Origin of the sequence: Acinetobacter sp. A47, assembly GCF_000805455.1 — a bacterium.
GTDB lineage: Bacteria > Pseudomonadota > Gammaproteobacteria > Pseudomonadales > Moraxellaceae > Acinetobacter.
On the sequence record NZ_JSUS01000024.1, the window covers coordinates 34,489 to 47,741 of the forward strand.

Below are 13,253 nucleotides of genomic sequence, written 5' to 3' on the forward strand. Positions count from 1 at the left end.
TAGGAATTTATCATGTCTCATTTATCTTTTCTTGTTTTGCCCCGTCATATGTTCAATCCCGTTGTTTCAGTCAATGAGGAATACAGAGCTAATTCTTAATTCGTTGTATTAAAAACAACATTTTTAAATAGAACAATTCATAAGGTGGATGGCTAAGTCACGCCTATAAAAAAAGCATCTTTTTATCCCCTTGTGATTGTGAGCTTTTGCATTGAACATGTGTGGGAATAACTATGACTGAATTAACGAAACCAAAAATCATTCCAATCGAAAACTACCCCAAAAAATCCAAATTATTTTTAAAATGTGTGGTGCTGCCAATTGTAACCTTTCTTATTGTCGCCAAAATCTTTTCCTTTGGATGGTTTGGCTACCTTTTCTTTGGCTTTGACCTGTTTTGGTTTGTGATTATCTACTATCTGTATCAATACGGAAATACTTTCTTTGATGGTATGACTGAACAACTTAAACGTCAGGGTGAAAGCTTTAATTATCAGAATCGTGGTGTTTGGATTAACAGCCAGGATAAAACCATTATCCTGTTTGATCAGCCAGATCAACGCTTAGTCAAATATCCTTTTGATTATATTACCTCTGTAGGCCATTACAACTTGGTTGAAGATCGCTTCAGAACCATGACTACCGTGATCAGTAATCCTATGATGGGAACTCATGTTAATCAGCATGAACATCGAACACCAATGAAGCGTGAGTTCCAAGTCAATATTGGAACAAGGGATCAATTTAAACCTAACTATAGCCTTAAGGTGCTATTTCCTTGGCGTAGTCCAAAAATGGCAAGCGAAATCCGCCAGTTACTCTCGGCCGAGCATTATCAATAACAACAATAAATAGGATAAGAATTAGATGAAGAAATTAATACTCAATTTGGTTGTAATCACTAGTATGGTCGTAACTAGTTCAACGGTATGCGCTGAAACTAAGAAAGTGAATCTGTCAGCAGGACTGAACTATGTTCTGTCTCAAGTGGCCACCAAAGGCGATAATAACCAAAGTAACCACAATATGGGGGGCTTTACTACTTAGGTAAGAAAGGTATTCCTATCGATCATAAAAAAGCGGCTGAATGGTTTTCCAAGGCAGCAGCCAATGATTATGGTCGATCACAATATGCTTTATCTGTCATGTATCTCAATGGGGATGGCGTAGTACAGGATGCAGAAAGAGGCGTTGCCTTATTGCAAATTGCAGCACGGCAAGGACAACCTGATGCAGTCAAGATGTATAACTCACTACAAGCCAGATTACAGCAACTTAATACGACTCAAACGGTATCAGCCCAGACAACGACAACAGCTATTAAATACTATGATACATCGAAGCTTGAGCTTAAGAACTTTAAACAAGTGCTACTCCCTAACTTGAGTGCTGATACCATCGCCAAAAGTTTTTACAAGGTGACATCATCTAGAGATAAAATGCCAACTGATGATTGGGTAGATGGGAAATACTATTTTGTTAATTTTCCAGAGCTGAATGGGTCTGATTTTAAGGCTGTAATCAGCATAACACCAATATTGAGCTATCAGAACTTGGAAAAAGAAGATCGCTATTTAGTTGGTGTCGAGCGAGCAAAAGTATTTGGCAATGGTGCGGACACATCATGCCAGTGTTGGCTATCTAGACCTATATCTTTTTAAAAGACTTGAGAATGGTCAATTTCAATTAGTGTATAAAACTGAAGGCAATGGAATAGATGGTCTTTATGGATATGGCAAAACGTGGTGGAATGACAAAGAGCTGAAGAAGAACCTGCAACCTAGGGGGAAGAATGTCATGGGGAGCTATACTACAGATGGTCGTTATGGAAATGGTTTTAGTGAATCATTCTGGGTTATTCTTCTACTGAACGAAGATGACTATATTGTTCAAGATTACATCCCCGAAGGCATTGGAAGTACGGATGAGCCGGAATATAGTTTTTCTTCTACCATTAAAGTAATCAAAAATGTGAAACCATTCTATTCCATTGAAGCTCATTATCAAGGAACGGATATGAAAGATAATAACCGGATTATCAAGGTCAATCGAACTTCACGTTATGATTATACTCCGCATGGTGAGGATTATTATACCAAACAGAAATAGCCATCTTGAAGTATGCAGCTCTAATGATGACTATCCTCCTGTTTCTGGAGACTAGGAATTGGAGGGTATTATGAGAAAGAAGAAATAACTGTGAATATTATACCGATTAGAAATGAAAATTTTAGTCTCTCTTATTAAAGCTTATGAAGATGAATATTACCCAATTAAATGTAGACCCTAAAGCGGTATTGGCAAAAGCATTCCTTAGCACAGCTGATCAGCTTGGTCTGAAACAGGCATAGGTTGCATCTGTGATTGGAGTGCATCGTAGCTCGATCAGTGGCTTAAAAGCTAAACCTGTACTTGATCCTGCATCTAAGCAAGGGAAACTGGCCTTATTGCTCATTGACATTTACCTTGCTGTATATGCACTCAGTGGTGGAGATCCAGAATGGATTAATTACTTCATGAACTCCTTTAATGAGGCAACCAAAGGTGTTCCGATTGAGCTGATTCAAAGCATCAATGGCTTAGTTAAAGTGCTACATTTTTTAACGCAAATTGGAGAGAAATACCCTGCTTAAAGAATTTATATATAAGAGCATGATTTAATTCGGAGTCTTAAAACCACTTGATTAATATGTTACAAGAGAAAAAATAAGATTAGTCTTAATGACTTGTATTAGAACAAAATGAAATAGTATGGAATACTTAAAAACAATTAAGACTACTATGAACTGATAGGTATCTAATACAAAATCCCCTATAATAGTACAACTTTTACCCCACCCTATAACTAAAAAGTGGCTTGAAAATAATTTTATGAAGTACTGTTATATTATATCTTTAAAATTCCTTCATACTAGGTAATATGTATCTACTTTATTTTTTTAATTTAAATGTTCTTTAATAAAGATAAGAAGAAAAACTATATTTTGTTTCATGGGCCCTGCTATAGTTTTTAATAGAAGTTAATTTAAATTAAGTGTCATTATTTTATAAATTAAACTATTGTTCTATAGTGTAGTAAAATACTAAGATTAAACTTTATATAAGTAAAATACTACTAATAAAAAATAATTTACTACCTATAGCTAATAAATTTCCTAGAAGAAATATTTTTATATCAATATATTTTTTAAAAAACAGGGTTATTTTCTATATGAGGTTGTTATTAATAAGGTCAATTTAATAGCTTTAAAGTATTTTAAATATATATATTTAAGAGTAAAAATAATACAGCTTGTTAGTAAGCTGATATTGTAATTTTCTAGATGTAAATATGCTTCATGTAATATAGAGTTTGATTTTATAGTATTAAAATATAGTCATGAATTTTAGATAGAATAATATGGTAGAGATTTATAATTAACTTTAAGATAAAAAATATTCAAACAGGTCATCCACAAGATACTTATTAAATAAAATCCTCCGTTCAGCTGAATAACATCATATTTTTGAGCATAAGCCTCTGTTGAACTTTAACTATATTACATATTTTTGTATCTGCAAGTAGATTGTATAATTTTTAACACCCTCCTAAAGTAGTATATCAATTTTCTAAAATATATTTAACTACAACCTTATTTAAACAAATAAGGCTAACTTAAACCAAGTAAAATAGTGTGTTATTTTTATAGGAAAAAATTCAATAATCTCAATGGATTGAGGGTTTTTAAAAAGTTAATTAAACATGCAAATAATATGAAATATAGAACTTATATTATAAAAAATAAATTACCAGATAATATGCATTTTATTTAAAAATAAGTTTATAAATTAAATAAATAATAGTGTAAGAAAACCCGTTAGATTAAAAAGTGAACCATATTGGGTATACAAACAAGTCTGTTTATGTTTAAAGTATAAAAAGTAGAACGCTGTGTCTATTATATAAAATTTCAGAGGATTAAATATGTTAAAGTTAGAAGATATTAAAGATAGAATTAAAGAAATTCTTATTAGTGAGATTTATGTCGAGGTTCCAATTGCAGATATGAATGATAATGATTCTTTAAGAGATATCTTTGGTGTTGATTCAATGGGATTTGTTGAATTGCAAGCACAGCTGGAAGTTGATTATGAGATTAAAATTAGTGAGGATGATTTTAATCCCCATAATTTTGGAACTATAGAGAATTTAGCAAATTTAGTTTGGCGTCTTAAGGAATAATTATGGAAGGCATTAATGTAATTGCTTCATCATTGATAACGCCTCTAGGTGATGCTACAGAAACATTAAATGCAATAACGAATAATATAAATGCATTTAAATCATATGATAAAGGTTTAAATATTAAAAATTCGAAAATTGCATTAATTAAAAGTGATATCTGTGATAGTGACAACTATTCATCCAAGCTAAATAAACTAGCTTATAAAGTTGGTACAACTATTCTTGATTCAATTGATAATAATATATTGAATGAAAGAAATATTGGATTGGTTTTTGCTACAAGTTATGGGCATCTCTTAGATAACGAACCTTCAGAAGGTATGTCTGAATGGGCTCGGAGATGCACAAAAGCACTAGGCTTTGAGGAGGAACCAGTTGTTGTGAGTACAGCTTGTTCCGCAGGATCTGATGCCGTGGGTATCGCTTGTAGCATGTTAGAGGAAGATCTTTATGAAGCAATTATCATTATTGCTGTTGATATAGTTACTGATGCTAAACGTCTAGCGCATTCAGCTCTAGGTACAATGAGTACAGATATATTAAAACCATTTGATATTGATAGAAGTGGAATGTTAATAGGAGATGGTGCAGCAGCATTATTATTAAGTAAGAATGAGAAACTTAAATCTAGAGCAAGAATTATAGGATATGGAGCATCAAACGATGCAACTGGTTTAACTACACCTGATATTACAGGTAAATCAGTAGAAATGGCGATAAATAGAGCAATTAAATCAGCTGCCGTACAACTTGATGATATTGCAATATATTATGCCCATGGAACAGGTACAAAATTCAATGATCAGACAGAATCTTTAGTTATTAATAAGCTTTTTAATAGCAATAAGGATTTAAAAATTGTAGGAACTAAAGGTGCAATAGGTCACTCGTTAGGAGCGTGTGGATTAATAGAATTAATTCTTCTTATAGAAATTCTTAAAAATAAGAAGTTAGTTCCAACTGTTGGATTAGAGAAACCGATTGATATAGTATCCGATAGATTCGACTTAGTTAATGATAATAGACTAAAAAATAATATTGGTTTGACTGTAACATTAGGTTTTGGAGGATTTAATACAGCAATAATAGTGGAGTCTGGGGAAGTTAATGATTAAAGAACAAATATATAATGAGATTAAATCATCTAATAGACCCTCTCTCTATGCTGACCCACTAGGCTGGGCTGTTGTAGATTTTTTAAGTGTAAACTTTGCGGGAATAGTTGAAAAAAATAATGATAATACAGGAATTATAGTAGTAAGTGATTATTGTACACAGCTAACAATGAAAAATTTATATCCCGGTATTAAAAAAGGATATATTTCACCATTAAAGTTTGCTGGAGCAAACCCTGGAGTAATGGCTGGCTTGCCTGCTATTATTTACGGATTAAGAGGAGCCTCAATGACATTGTCTATGAGTCCTAAATTTTCATATAAAGCTATATATTCTCTAGTTAAGTTTCTATTTAAGAATGATCAAGTATCATCTATTTTTATTATTCTTCATGATAAATGTACTGAGGGTGATTATTTTAGAGGTACTTATTTAGACATTAAACGTCTATTGAATTTAGATAATATTCTGGTTGATTTAATGGAGATTGAAAGTGGAAAATAAAGATATAAATTTCCTTTTTCAAAAAATTTGTGAGATTGAAAAAGATCACATATCTGCTAATGATTTAAAAACAGTTGACTATGTCGAAAAGTATAAACAAATGAGTCTTCCATTAGGAACACCAGTTCTCATAATGGCTATTAATAATTTTGAATTTTTACAGCATTGGATTTCTATAATTTATAGTGGCTATGTTCCTATAGCAATTTCACCTTCCACTAAATTTAACAAAGTTAAAGGATTAATAGAAACCTTTAAAATTGGGGCATTGGCTTCAGTAAAAATGAATAAGGATCTATTGAAGGATATTACTATTAATTATTCTCTAATAGGTTCATACTCAATTGCTTATTTTAAGCAGAATGAGGTTTTAACCAGTCCAGGTGAAGTGGTTATTCTTACTTCAGGTACATCTGGAAATAATACAGCATGTGTGCATTCTGTAAGTTCTCTTATAAGAAATGCTGAAATGCATAATAAGGCACTCGGTATTGTCGACAAAGATCGTCAATTAATTTTTCTTCCATTATATTATTCATTTGCATTAGTAGCACAGTTTATAGGATCACTAATAAGTGGGTGTTCATTTGTAATTGATGGCCCTCCCTTTACAATTGATAACTTTAATAAAAAAATTAAAGATAGAAAAATTACTGTCGCCGCTATTACACCAACCATTGCTAGAAATATTATAAACTCTAAAACCCAAATAGAGAAAATTAGGGTATTAAGCATTGGCGGCGATCAGTTAATTCCAGAGGACGTTAAAAGAATTTATGCAAAAAACATTTCTGAAGAGTTATATCTGACTTATGGATTAACTGAAGCTGGACCTAGGGTCTCTACTCTAGCTGTACACGAAGTATCTTATGATTATTATGATTGTGTTGGATTACCTTTCAGTGAGATTAAATACAAAATTAATAAATCTGAAGAAGATACTGTAGGCGAATTGCTAATTAAATCTCCCACTTTACTGTTGAGAAAAATAGGAGAAAATGTAGTTCAACCGGTTGATAGTGAGGGATATTTACATACGGGGGATTGTTTTGAATTAGCTTCAAACGGGTTGTTAAAATATAAAGGACGGATTAGAAACTTTGTGATCTATAAGGGGGAAAAAGTTAATTTAACTAATATTAACCAAGTTGTTCAGCAATTTCCGAATATTAGTTATGCTAACACTATATTAAATAAGGAAAAGGATGAATTAGAATTAGAGGTTTGCTTAAGAGATAAAGCAGTAGACTTCTCATTATCTAATTTACGAACTTATATAAAGAGGAATTTACAGTCATTTGAAGTTCCTAAATTTGTAACAGTAAAAGAAAGTTTTGATTTTAAAAAGTGAGTAAATGAGAATGAAGATATATTCTTATCCACATGCAGGCGGTAGTGCAGCTAGTTATACTTATTTTAAAAATAATTTCCCTTTAAATATTGGCGAAATTGTACCAATTGAAATACCCGGAAGAGGTAAGCGTAGTAAAGAGCAGTTCTCTATAGACATTACAGATTGTATTTCTAAAAGTATTAGTCAACTTCCAGTACATGAAGAATTTATTTTACATGGGCATTGTATGGGAGCGCTACTGGCTTTTGAAACTGTAAAATATCTAACTTTAAATAATAAAAAACTCCCTAAATTATTAATTATTTCTGGTCGTAATGCACCTAAATACCAAACTGATTGGGGGAAAAAGGTTGCAAATCTTGAAGATAAAGAGCTATATGCTGAATTAAAAACCGTTGGTGGAATACCAAAAGGATTGAGCTTTTCAATGGCACAACAGTTTTTAGAAATAATACGCAATGATCAAAGAATTGTACACGCATATAAACCAGATGATAGAAAAATTTCTATACCTATATTAGTTTTGTCTGGGGATAATGATTTTATGACAAATGAATCTTCTCTATTAGAATGGAAAGAATATACTACTAATACTGTTAATTTTGGTGTTATGAGTGGAGAACATTATTTTATTTACAATCAACCTTTTGAGTTTGCTGAAGAAATTTCAAAGTTGGAGCTTGTATAAATGAAATATAGATATCTTGGCAGAACCGGTTTAAAAGTTAGTGAATTGTGCTTGGGGACTTTAATGTTAGGTTCTTGGGGTAAAAATAATTATGAGAGTTCAGAGCTAATAATTAAAAAAGCCTTGAATAAAGGAATAAATTATTTTGATACAGCAGATTCGTATTCAAATGGTGAAAGTGAAAAGATATTAGGAGAAAGTTTAAAAAAACTCAAAAAAAGAGATAATGTTATTATTGCAACTAAGGTTAACACACCTATGGGAGCAGACCCAAATTCTCGTGGAAGTTCTAGACGATGGATAACGAAAGCTGTTGAGGATAGTTTAAAGCGTTTACAAACTGATTGGATAGATATATACCAATTACATAGACCAGATCCATTTACTGATATTGAAGAAACACTATCTGTGTTAAATGACTTGGTAAAACAAGGTAAAATTAGATATTTTGGTACCTCTACTTTCCCTGTATCGAGCTTGGTAGAAGCCCAGCATATAACTAAGGATTTTAATGTAATAAGTCCTTCTATTGAGCAACCACCTTATTCAATTTTAGCACGTGAAATTGAGAATGAAGTATTACCTATATGTAGTAAATATAAGATTGGTGTTGCAGTTTGGAGTCCTTTAGCTGGCGGCTGGCTGTCTGGAAAAATTAAAAATGCTGCTGATGTTATAACGGATAGAACCAAATATTGGGGTAATAGATATGATATGAGTCAAGCTAAGAATCAAAAGAAATTAGAAATTGTTCTTAGACTTAATAAAATCTGTGAAGAGTTTAATATTAGCCTTAATCATTTAGCAATTGCATTTACTTTAAATCATCCTGCAGTTACTTCAGCTATTATTGGTCCACGCACTCTTGATCATCTCGATACTCTGGTGGATGCAGTGAATCTAAATCTTAGTGTTGAAATTCTGGACATGATTGATACTGTTGTTGAGGCAGGTATTACTGTAAGTGAGGATGATAAGGGATATATTTCCCCAGCAATTCTTAACCCAAGTTTGAGAAGAAGATAATGAAAGAGAACTTTTTTAGTGAAAATATAGTACGAGATGAGCAGATTAGCAGTATAAACAATATCAATAATGGTATTGAGGTTTTTTTAAATAGTCCTATCAATAAAAAAAATATTGAAGGGGTACTTGATAAAATAAAATTTTGTAGAGATACCGCTTTATACTGGTTAAGAAGCAATAAAATAACTGATGATAATACTGTAGTATCAGTAAAATCTATAATGATGAGAGTTTATGATTCTAACTCAAGTGATCGCATGATTAAAGTTTTTCATGAAGTTATAAAGAGTAGAAAAAATAAAATTAATGAGATTTCTGTAACTATTTCTTTTTATGATCAATTAAAACTTATTGAAATAACTTTTTCTTTTGTTTTGATAACACAAGTTTTAGCTAATTTTCTTAGAGCTGGTAGGAATTATGGTAACTATTTAAATGAAGAAATTTTAAATTATAAAGGTTATTATGAAGATAGCTATACATATATTCCTGGAGAAAAAGATAGGTTGGTAGATGAAAAGCGTGTTGATCATATACCCGCCTTAAGTTTAATTGAAATTATAGTTAATTTTTTGAATAAAAAGGATGAATCTATCAGCTTAATCAAGGCTAATTTTAATAATTATATAGATCCTAGATATAATGTTCTACTTAAACATAGGGGGGATGAAGAGGTATTATGTTGGCAAAATAATATAGTTGCTGCTTCAGTCTTGGTTGAATAGTAAATGTTTTCTGAGAAATTTAGTTTTTTAACTTGTTTTTTACTATTAAGTTTTTTGATGCTAGCTACTAATCTAGCATCTTCCTTATACCCTATATATAAAAACCTTAATATCCTGACATCATTTCAAATTACTATTGTATTTTCAGCCTACATTGCTGGCCTAGTACCTTCTTTATTTGTTTCACAGTGGGTTTTAAATAAGATTGGCCTTAGGAATTTATTGTTTACTAGTATTGTTATTAATGTTTTAGGTTTGTTATTAATGGGGTGCGGTGAGAGTTTTATTTCAATTTTTATAGGAAGAGTATTGCAAGGTGTTTCTATTGGCATTTCGGCTAGTAATCTGGCATTTAGTTTAATAGCTTTTGAACCGAATAAAAACTATCATAGAGCTTCTTTGGCTACGGGCTTTGCTATGACTATTGGTGGAGGGTGTGGGCCTATATCTAGTGCCTTTATTTCAATAAATTATAATAGTTCATTATTAGCACCTTATGTAATAATATCTATTTTTCTTTTGCTATTAAGTCCCTTTCTATACTTTATTAAGAATTTGAAGAATAATACAAAATTTTCATTACCAAAGATACCATCAGAATATAAACATGTTTTTTACATATGTTCTTTTGCAGCTTTTTTATGCTGGTCCGTAACTGCAATGTTTTTATCTCTAATCCCTGTTTCTTTTAGCTTTTTATTGGAACAAAACAAGTTTTTATCTCTTGCCTTAACAGCTAGTTTAATTTTACTTTTTTCTGGTGTTACTCAAGTATTTTCTGTCAGATTTTCAATAAAATTAAATATTATTTTAGGTATGTTAATAATGCTTGTTTCTTCTATTCTCTTATGCTTTTCACAATTGCTAGGTTTGTATTACCTGCTATTATTATGTTCTATTCTTGCTGGTGTAGGACATGGTCTATCCTTTCTTGGTATAACAAGGCTATTAAATGGTTGTATTAATAATAGTTTATATAAGGGGCAAATAATTACTGCATACAATATTGCTATTTATTTGGGGGTTGGAGTTCCTGCATTGTTAATGGGTGTATTAACCAAGTTTTATGAAATAAATATAGCTATTATATTTTTTTCATTCTATATGTCTATTTCTTTTCTTTTTTGTCTTATAAAAATAAGGAAACATATTAGTTAGGAATTAATTGTTGTGTGTGGAAATGTATTTTTAACTATTAGGCGCTATGTAATATTTTATATTTATAATTGATTTGCAAATAGATGGTTAAAGTGTTCGTGTTTTTTTAGATACTAAATATATATATTGTAATTAATTTATATTTGTTTGCTCGATTTTTGGAGTTGGGTTGTGCCAACTTGAGGTTGGTATTTAATGATGAGTCATTGTTGAGTAAAAGAGCTTAAATAATTTGATATGTGATGCAGAATACTGTAAAAAATAAGCTGATAGATTTCTTTAATAACGAAGTTATGTCTTTCTTACAGTTTATATGAAGAATCATGTATAAGAGCATTCTCCATACTTATTCAAATTGATAATTAAAAAAATCCTAAATATAAATATTTGAAATTTTTGTCATGGCTTTATGAGTTCATAACCAAGGCTAATAGCAAAATAACCAAAAAATTTCAATATGATGCTGAAAATATATAGCTCTTGCATAATTGGGTTTCAGGTTATGTAGATTTAGTGATCATCACTGATAAGAAAATGATTATATTTGTCAAATTGGGGTTTAACCTTCTTTTTTTTCTTCCTTTAAATTAATATTTGTAATTCCAATTTTTCTTAGAGCATTCAATAAAGTTGATTCACCATCTGAAAAACCAGCAGATTTTGAGCGCCTAAAAACAAATAATTGGGTAACAAGATTGGAGCTCTGAAGAGTTTTCGTATAAGAACCCTCTGACAAAGGCAAGCTTTTCATCAGATCTGAAATATACTGTTCAAATTGTTCTAGAGACTTTGACCTAAATATTAGTCCAGAATGCCCACGTTCCTTGAGGATGCTCTTGCCTTCTACATTTGAAACATAAATCGTAGGTTGTATATCGAAAATATAAACTGGAGGGTAATTTGTAAGAGATAGCCGAATGACTAATGCGCCGCGGGTTGCTTTTTTATTTGAATTTGCATAACACCATTTTATATAAGCTTGTTTTTCTTCATTTGAAATATCTTCATTTTCTAAAGTTTCTGAATTGACAGAAAAGGCTATGAGAGTGGGTTTATCGTTATAATTAAATTCTTCTTCAAAAGTATAATAATGTACTGCATTGACAATACTGGGATTTAACGAGCGTGCTTTTACGCAAGCATTCCATAGATCCATAATTCTTCCTTGTTCTGGAGCTTTAAATTCTGTGACATTATCTTTATTAGTGGTCGGATTAATTGTGGCATTAAGAACATTCTTGGAACTATCAGGTTCCCCTGTACCAACTGTATTGATTTCTTTTATATTTTTCTTCCTTTGTGAACGAGTAATGGTTCTTTCATATTTTGTTTTACTTTTTTCCGCGATGGGTCCTGAACCTAACCATTCAAATTCATGATCTAAAATAACCGTTTGTGACAATGGACTACGCCCACCTTGATCTTCAGATACATTAATTTGACCAGAGCCTAGGTGTAGTTCAGGAGGTTTAGGTGCGTTTGGGTCTATAGGTTTCTTAACTTGGTGAACTTTCTTTGTGACAATTCTGATGAGGGTTTGATCTGGTAAATCTATTCCAAGAATTCTTAAACCTAAAAAAGCATTGGTACCAGAAATATTGAAACCTGAAACTCGAATCTTTCTCGTTTCCTCATGCCATGGCATTACTTTAGGGTATATATGAGCTTTTTTATCAAAATCATCATGTTTTGCAATACTGCTAAATAATATCCTTACGGCATTTTGGGTATATTCATTGTATTGATAATAGGCAATAAATACATGGTCACTTAATGTAAGCCCATCACCTATAAGAACAGTCCATGTGCCTTCTTCTCCTGGATGAGGAGTATATAGCCGTTCATGTCGTTCGGCCTCATCATATGTTGTCAGAATTCTAGGAAGTTCTGTAGAGAGACCATATCCTCTCACCAGAAATTCAAAACAAGGTACGAGAAGCTCCTTATATTCCTGATCCTTTAAATAAAAAGAAATACAATTCTCACGTTGGCCTGGGTTAATATAAAATTTATTCCTATCTGAGAAGAAATGATCTATTTTCCCTGTCTTTTCGTCTCGCTTATATGCTTGAACATAGGTATGTGTAAAATCCGTATGGTCAATATCAAACTCCCGTATTTCTAAGGGAAAATACTTAACAAATCGTTCATGATGCCAAACTGTACCAATAGGCCAAGATACCAAATCTGTTATATTGGCATCAATAAAAATAAAATTATCTGTGGGTGTGTAATCTTCCAAAAGTTCCCTAAAAGCAACATGAACTTTAGGATGGGTATTTCTACGTTCAGCTTTTGCTAATGCCCCATACCACCACACCATTAAGAACTTTTCAGCATTGGATTCAAGAACTTTGAATGCGGGTGATTTTTTTTTATCTGAAGAGTTATCAGTATTTTCTTCATTAGAATGATTGTTCATGATCAACCTCTCTATTGGTAATATTATCGACTAGT

13 protein-coding genes are annotated in these 13,253 nt (G+C 31.5%); 12 read left to right on the forward strand and 1 reads right to left on the reverse strand.

Features of this window, described 5'->3' with window-relative positions; genetic code table 11:
* The first annotated feature begins 233 nt into the window (after nt 1-233).
* The 12 genes from OC23_RS05575 to OC23_RS05635 all read left to right on the forward strand — a co-directional run bounded on the left by OC23_RS05575 (nt 234) and on the right by OC23_RS05635 (nt 10,796).
* Nucleotides 234-842: a hypothetical protein gene (locus tag OC23_RS05575; protein WP_038343424.1), complete on the forward strand. Its 609-nt coding sequence runs from the start codon at nt 234-236 to the stop codon at nt 840-842.
* A 303-nt stretch (nt 843-1,145) separates the two neighbouring features.
* Nucleotides 1,146-1,661 (forward strand): tetratricopeptide repeat protein, encoded by a 516-nt coding sequence (locus tag OC23_RS19410; RefSeq protein WP_038343428.1) that lies wholly within the window; start codon nt 1,146-1,148, stop codon nt 1,659-1,661.
* Between the two features lie 28 nt (nt 1,662-1,689).
* Nucleotides 1,690-2,109 carry a hypothetical protein gene (locus OC23_RS19415; RefSeq protein ID WP_038343430.1) on the forward strand — a complete coding sequence of 140 codons (420 nt, stop codon included), beginning with the start codon at nt 1,690-1,692 and terminating at the stop codon, nt 2,107-2,109.
* A gap of 251 nt (nt 2,110-2,360) precedes the next feature.
* Nucleotides 2,361-2,633 carry an antitoxin Xre/MbcA/ParS toxin-binding domain-containing protein gene (locus OC23_RS05595; protein WP_413772399.1) on the forward strand — a complete coding sequence of 91 codons (273 nt, stop codon included), beginning with the start codon at nt 2,361-2,363 and terminating at the stop codon, nt 2,631-2,633.
* Nucleotides 2,634-3,964: 1,331 nt separating this feature from the next.
* On the forward strand, nt 3,965-4,222 hold the full coding sequence (locus OC23_RS05600; RefSeq protein ID WP_038343431.1) for an acyl carrier protein: 258 nt from the start codon (nt 3,965-3,967) through the stop codon (nt 4,220-4,222).
* Between the two features lie 2 nt (nt 4,223-4,224).
* Nucleotides 4,225-5,340 carry a beta-ketoacyl synthase N-terminal-like domain-containing protein gene (locus OC23_RS05605; protein WP_052209144.1) on the forward strand — a complete coding sequence of 372 codons (1,116 nt, stop codon included), beginning with the start codon at nt 4,225-4,227 and terminating at the stop codon, nt 5,338-5,340.
* Entirely contained in the window at nt 5,333-5,845 is a 513-nt protein-coding gene (locus OC23_RS05610; protein ID WP_052209145.1) for a hypothetical protein, read from the forward strand. The genes OC23_RS05605 and OC23_RS05610 overlap by 8 nt, the downstream gene beginning before the upstream one ends.
* A complete protein-coding gene (locus tag OC23_RS05615; RefSeq protein ID WP_038343433.1) occupies nt 5,835-7,196 on the forward strand; it encodes an AMP-binding protein in 1,362 nt (453 codons plus the stop codon). Before OC23_RS05610 ends, OC23_RS05615 begins: the two co-directional genes overlap by 11 nt.
* A 10-nt stretch (nt 7,197-7,206) precedes the next feature.
* On the forward strand, nt 7,207-7,887 hold the full coding sequence (locus OC23_RS05620) for a thioesterase II family protein (protein WP_038343435.1): 681 nt from the start codon (nt 7,207-7,209) through the stop codon (nt 7,885-7,887).
* Entirely contained in the window at nt 7,888-8,913 is a 1,026-nt protein-coding gene (locus OC23_RS05625; protein WP_038343437.1) for an aldo/keto reductase, read from the forward strand.
* On the forward strand, nt 8,913-9,638 hold the full coding sequence (locus OC23_RS05630) for a hypothetical protein (RefSeq protein ID WP_038343439.1): 726 nt from the start codon (nt 8,913-8,915) through the stop codon (nt 9,636-9,638). The genes OC23_RS05625 and OC23_RS05630 overlap by 1 nt, the downstream gene beginning before the upstream one ends.
* Before the next feature lie 3 nt (nt 9,639-9,641).
* Nucleotides 9,642-10,796, forward strand: a complete 1,155-nt coding sequence (locus OC23_RS05635) for an MFS transporter (RefSeq protein ID WP_038343441.1) — start codon at nt 9,642-9,644, stop codon at nt 10,794-10,796.
* Nucleotides 10,797-11,355: 559 nt separating this feature from the next.
* On the opposite strand, the gene OC23_RS05640 is transcribed toward OC23_RS05635, so the two are convergent.
* Nucleotides 11,356-13,218, reverse strand: a complete 1,863-nt coding sequence (locus OC23_RS05640; RefSeq protein WP_038343442.1) for a hypothetical protein — start codon at nt 13,216-13,218, stop codon at nt 11,356-11,358.
* Nucleotides 13,219-13,253 lie beyond the last annotated feature (35 nt).

Coding starts and splice junctions, on each gene's coding strand:
- OC23_RS05610 (WP_052209145.1), top strand. CDS start 5,333: ATGATTAAAGAACAAATATATAATGAGATTAAATCATCTAATAGACCC.
- OC23_RS05640 (WP_038343442.1), bottom strand. CDS start 13,218: ATGAACAATCATTCTAATGAAGAAAATACTGATAACTCTTCAGATAAA.
- OC23_RS05605 (WP_052209144.1), top strand. CDS start 4,225: ATGGAAGGCATTAATGTAATTGCTTCATCATTGATAACGCCTCTAGGT.
- OC23_RS05575 (WP_038343424.1), top strand. CDS start 234: ATGACTGAATTAACGAAACCAAAAATCATTCCAATCGAAAACTACCCC.
- OC23_RS19410 (WP_038343428.1), top strand. CDS start 1,146: ATGTATCTCAATGGGGATGGCGTAGTACAGGATGCAGAAAGAGGCGTT.
- OC23_RS05630 (WP_038343439.1), top strand. CDS start 8,913: ATGAAAGAGAACTTTTTTAGTGAAAATATAGTACGAGATGAGCAGATT.
- OC23_RS05635 (WP_038343441.1), top strand. CDS start 9,642: ATGTTTTCTGAGAAATTTAGTTTTTTAACTTGTTTTTTACTATTAAGT.
- OC23_RS05625 (WP_038343437.1), top strand. CDS start 7,888: ATGAAATATAGATATCTTGGCAGAACCGGTTTAAAAGTTAGTGAATTG.
- OC23_RS05600 (WP_038343431.1), top strand. CDS start 3,965: ATGTTAAAGTTAGAAGATATTAAAGATAGAATTAAAGAAATTCTTATT.
- OC23_RS05620 (WP_038343435.1), top strand. CDS start 7,207: ATGAAGATATATTCTTATCCACATGCAGGCGGTAGTGCAGCTAGTTAT.